Source organism: Protofrankia sp. Cr1, assembly GCF_963555865.1.
Classification (GTDB): domain Bacteria; phylum Actinomycetota; class Actinomycetes; order Frankiales; family Frankiaceae; genus Protofrankia.
Map to the genome: position 1 here is coordinate 1 of NZ_CAUVXO010000459.1, position 4,243 is coordinate 4,243.

Annotated in this window: 4 protein-coding genes; 3 read left to right on the forward strand and 1 reads right to left on the reverse strand. The window is 66.5% G+C overall.

What is annotated here, in order from left to right; all coding sequences use genetic code 11:
• Window positions 1-71 precede the first annotated feature (71 nt).
• Window positions 72-497: a MarR family transcriptional regulator gene (locus U9980_RS23655; RefSeq protein WP_322769952.1), complete on the forward strand. Its 426-nt coding sequence runs from the start codon at window positions 72-74 to the stop codon at window positions 495-497.
• 67 nt (window positions 498-564) lie between these two features.
• On the opposite strand, the gene U9980_RS23660 is transcribed toward U9980_RS23655, so the two are convergent.
• A complete protein-coding gene (locus U9980_RS23660) occupies window positions 565-1,578 on the reverse strand; it encodes a Gfo/Idh/MocA family oxidoreductase (RefSeq protein ID WP_322750701.1) in 1,014 nt (337 codons plus the stop codon).
• A gap of 207 nt (window positions 1,579-1,785) precedes the next feature.
• Here U9980_RS23660 and thpR point away from each other — a divergent pair, with 207 nt between their 5' ends.
• Both thpR and U9980_RS23670 read left to right on the forward strand, forming a co-directional pair.
• Window positions 1,786-2,403 (forward strand): RNA 2',3'-cyclic phosphodiesterase, encoded by a 618-nt coding sequence (thpR, locus tag U9980_RS23665; RefSeq protein WP_322769953.1) that lies wholly within the window; start codon window positions 1,786-1,788, stop codon window positions 2,401-2,403.
• Window positions 2,404-2,959: 556 nt separating this feature from the next.
• Window positions 2,960-4,243 (forward strand): citrate synthase (locus tag U9980_RS23670; RefSeq protein ID WP_322769954.1); only part of this gene is annotated, 1,284 nt, incomplete at its 3' end.

A 4,243-nucleotide genomic window follows, 5' to 3' on the forward strand; every position in this document is an offset into this window, starting at 1 on the left:
CACCTGAACGAGACACGGGGAAGGTCCAACCGCACTGGAACTTAGCGTCGCTAACAAGGTACCTTGACCTGATGGACAGTGCCACCGAAGCTCAACTCGCGTCGGTCCTCCGCCTGTCCGTGATGCGCCTGTCGCGTCGGTTGCGCCAGGAACGCTCGAACACACTGACTCCCACCCAGATCGCCGCCCTTGCGACACTGAAGCGACATGGCTCCATGACCCTTGGTGAGCTCGCGGCGCACGAACGGGTGCAGCCGCCGTCGATGACCCGGGTGGTCGCCCATCTCGCCGATGCCGGCCTGGTTGCTCGAAGCGCGCATCCCACCGACGGCCGCCAGGTCATCGCCGGGATCACCGCGGCCGGCCTCGACCTGCTTGAAGCCGACCATCGGCGCCACGACGAGTGGCTCGCCGAGCGGCTCGCGTCGCTGAGCCCGGACGAGCTGGCCGCCCTCAGCCGAGCCGCGCCCATCCTCGACGCCCTGGCCGGTTCGTGATGGCCGCGCCGCATTGGACACCCGACGCGGTCAGGGCCGGGGGTCGGGGGTCGGGGGTCGGGTCGGCCTACAGCTCCACCCAGCCGCCGCCAGCCCGGGAGGCGTCGGCGGCGGCGAGCAGCCGGCCGATCGTCAGAAGATCGTGGAAGGTCGCGCCGCGCACCAGACCGGAGTCGTTGAGCTCCGTGACCCGCACGACGTCGTAGGTCGCCTCGACCAGACCGGGACGCGCGCCCGGCACATCGCGCATCAGCAGGTCCCGCGTGCCGTCCGCGTCCTGGCGCAGGACACGACGGCCCTGCACGACCATCCGCCCGTCCGTGCCGCAGATCGTGATCGTGGCGGTGTCCAGTCGGCCGTCGGGTCGTTCGTTGACCAGCACCGTGGCGCCGCTGGACGACAGCAGCGCCAGGGTGACAGGCGCGGCATCGGTGAGGCTCGCGGCAGGCATCGCGGCCGGATGGGCACAAACGGCGATCACGTCTCCACACCACCGCACGACCAGATCCATGATCTCGGCTCGACCGGACGACCCGGCTGGGGCTGCGAAGACGGTCACCTGGGTGATGCGGCCGAGTGAGGATGCTGACGCCTGCACGTGCCAGGCGGCCGGCCAGGCACGTCCGTTCATGGCGACGACGTGTGCGAGATCGGACTCCTCGGCGAGATCGGCAACGGCCTGCAACGCCTGCGGGTCAGCGGTCATCGGCCGCGACAGCAGCACGTGTAGCCCCGCTTCAACGGCCCTTCGGGCGATCACGTCGGACCCGGGCGGCGTCATCTCGATGCACACACACTCGATCTCGTCCGACAGCATCGCGACCAGATCCGCATAGGCCCTGGGTGCCTCGGCCTCCGCGGCCCAGGCCAGCGATTCCAGCGGCTCGGGCGCAAGGAGGCCCACGACGTCCACACCCGCGTCGCGCAGGACCGACGCGGTCGTGCGGTCGCTGCCATCGGTCACCAGAACCATCGCACCGGGAAGATCGGGCTGGTGCCGCCGGGCGTCACGGCGGCGCTCACGCCATTCGCGGGCGCCTGCCGGGTCGCGTGAGGCCACCAGCTCGGGAACCGTTGTCACCCCCCGATAGTGCCTGCCACCGCGGCGACCTGGAGCGTAATTCGTAACTACTCCGTCTCAAACTCTCCACGCGGGGAAGTAAAAGGAACTTTGTCAAAATGATTTCTATCATTTCCCTCTTCGTGGTATGCACGATGAGTTCTGCCGTAGTCGGTTTCCCGGGAGCCGCCGGGCGCGCAGACTCTGCTGGCTATGGCTCGACTGTTCGTGGCTCTGGTTCCACCGACTGACGTTGTCGATCCGCTCCTCGCCGCCGTCAGACGGCTGCGGACCGACCATCGGCAGCTGGCGGCGGAGGTGCGTTGGGCCCCGCCCGAAACCTGGCACATCACGCTCGCCTTCCTCGGCGAGGTCCCGGCCGCCGTCCTTCCTGATCTCACCGAACGGCTCGCCGACGTCGCCCGCAAGCATCCGCCGGCATCGGTGACCATTGCCGGCGGCGGCCGTTTCGGATCACGGGTCCTGTTCGCCGATGTCGACGAGGAACCGCTGGCACCGCTGGCCGCGGCTGTAGCGCGGGAAGCGAAGCTGGCCGGCGTGGTCGGCCTCGACGACACGCGGGCCTGGCGTGGTCACCTGACCGTCGCGACCGTCGCACGATCGCATCCGGGACGCAGGCAGGGCGCATCACGATCTGGCGAACCCCCGGACGCGCCGGGGCCGGATCTGCGACCGATGGTGGCAGCACTCGCCGACGTCTCCTGTCGATCCTGGACGGCAGAGATGTTGATCCTGCTGCGGAGTGGTCCGGATCCCGCCAAGCGCTACGAGACAGCGGCCAGCTGGCCGCTGTCCGGTCGTCCGGGGGTCCGGTCCAGCTGTTGACGACAGTGGACTCCGCGGTATCTGGGGACTCCGCGGTATCTGGAAATCGCGCACACCGGCCAGTGGAACAACTTTTCCTTGGTCTTCACATGTTTTCAACAATTAATGACTGGTGACATGCCTGGGCACACCCGCAGTTACCGCGTCCCAGTCGCACAACCCCGACCACGGCACGCCGGACCGGCCACCCGGGCTCAGGTGCGGCAACGTCACCGGCGCCGGTACGGCAACGTCACCGGCGCCGATACGGCGACGCTGTTCACGGAAAATCCTCCCCGCCTTCGCAGGCAGTATGCCTCCCATAGCCCAAGACAGCGGAATTACTTACTAACCGTGTCATGTTACGGACACGGAGCATTAACACTGAACAGTATGTAACGGGTGTTGTAGGACACGCCGGGCGGACGGTACCGATCGCGGGCGTGTGATGGCGCGAACCGCGAGACTTGGGGGCAACCGTTGCCTACCGCCGAACCGGCCCAAGCAGTCCGGACCCGGACGCCACAGCCAAGGCGCACGCACACCGATGTGATCGCTACAGCGAGAGGAGCCCGGCATGTCCGAGCAGGTCAGTACCCTGACCGTCACCGATAACCGCACCGGTCAGACCTATGAGATCCCGATCGCCGATGGCGCGATCCGTGCCACCGCCCTGCGGTCGATAAAGGTTGACGAAGGCGACTTCGGTCTGATGACCTACGATCCCGCTTTCACCAACACGGCGAGCTGTCGCAGTGCCATCACCTTCATCGACGGAGATGCCGGCATCCTGCGCTACCGCGGATTTCCGATCACGGAGCTGGCGGAGCGGAGCAGCTTCCTCGAGGTCGCCTACCTGCTGCTCGCCGGTGAGCTGCCGACAGGCACGGAGCTGGCGGTGTGGGAGGACGAAATCACCCACCACACCCTCGTCCACGAGTCGATCAAGAAGTTCATCGACGGCTTCCACCACGACGCGCACCCGATGGGCATGCTGTTGTCGACCGTCGGCGCCCTGTCGACGTTCTATCCGGACGCGAAGGAAATAACGGATCCGGGCCTGCGACGCCTACAGATCGTGCGCCTGATCGCGAAAATCACGACCTTGGCCGCGTTCTCCTACCGGCACTCGATCGGGCTGCCCTACGTCTACCCGGACAACGACCTGTCGTACGCGGGCAACTTCCTGAACATGATGTGGAAGGCCACCGAGCTCAAATACGAGCCGGACGCGAACCTCGAACACGCGCTCGACGTGCTGTTCATCCTGCACGCCGACCACGAGCAGAACTGTTCGGCGAACGCGATGCGCGCGGTCGGCAGCTCCCAGGCCGACCCCTTCTCCGCGGCCGCGGCCGCGATCTCCGCACTGTACGGCCCGTTGCACGGTGGCGCCAACGAGCAGGTACTGCGGATGCTCACCGACATCGGTTCGGTGGAGAACATTCCCGCCTTCATCGCGAAGGTGAAGGACGGCAAGAAGAAGCTGATGGGCTTCGGGCACCGGATCTACAAGAACTACGATCCACGCGCCCGGATGATCCGGCAGGTGGCCGACGAGGTGTTCAAGGTCACCGGAACGAACCCGCTACTCGACCTGGCCATGGAACTGGAACGGATCGCGCTCGAGGACGAGTACTTCATCAAGCGCAAGCTGTACCCCAACGTCGACTTCTACACCGGCATCATCTACCAGGCCATGGGCTTCCCGGTCGAGATGTTCCCGGTGCTGTTCGCGATCGGGCGGATGCCCGGCTGGCTCGCCCAGTGGGAGGAAGGTCTGCTCGACCCCGAGCAGAAGATCGCCCGGCCACGCCAGCTCTACGTCGGCTACGACGAGCGTCCGTACACGTTGATCGAA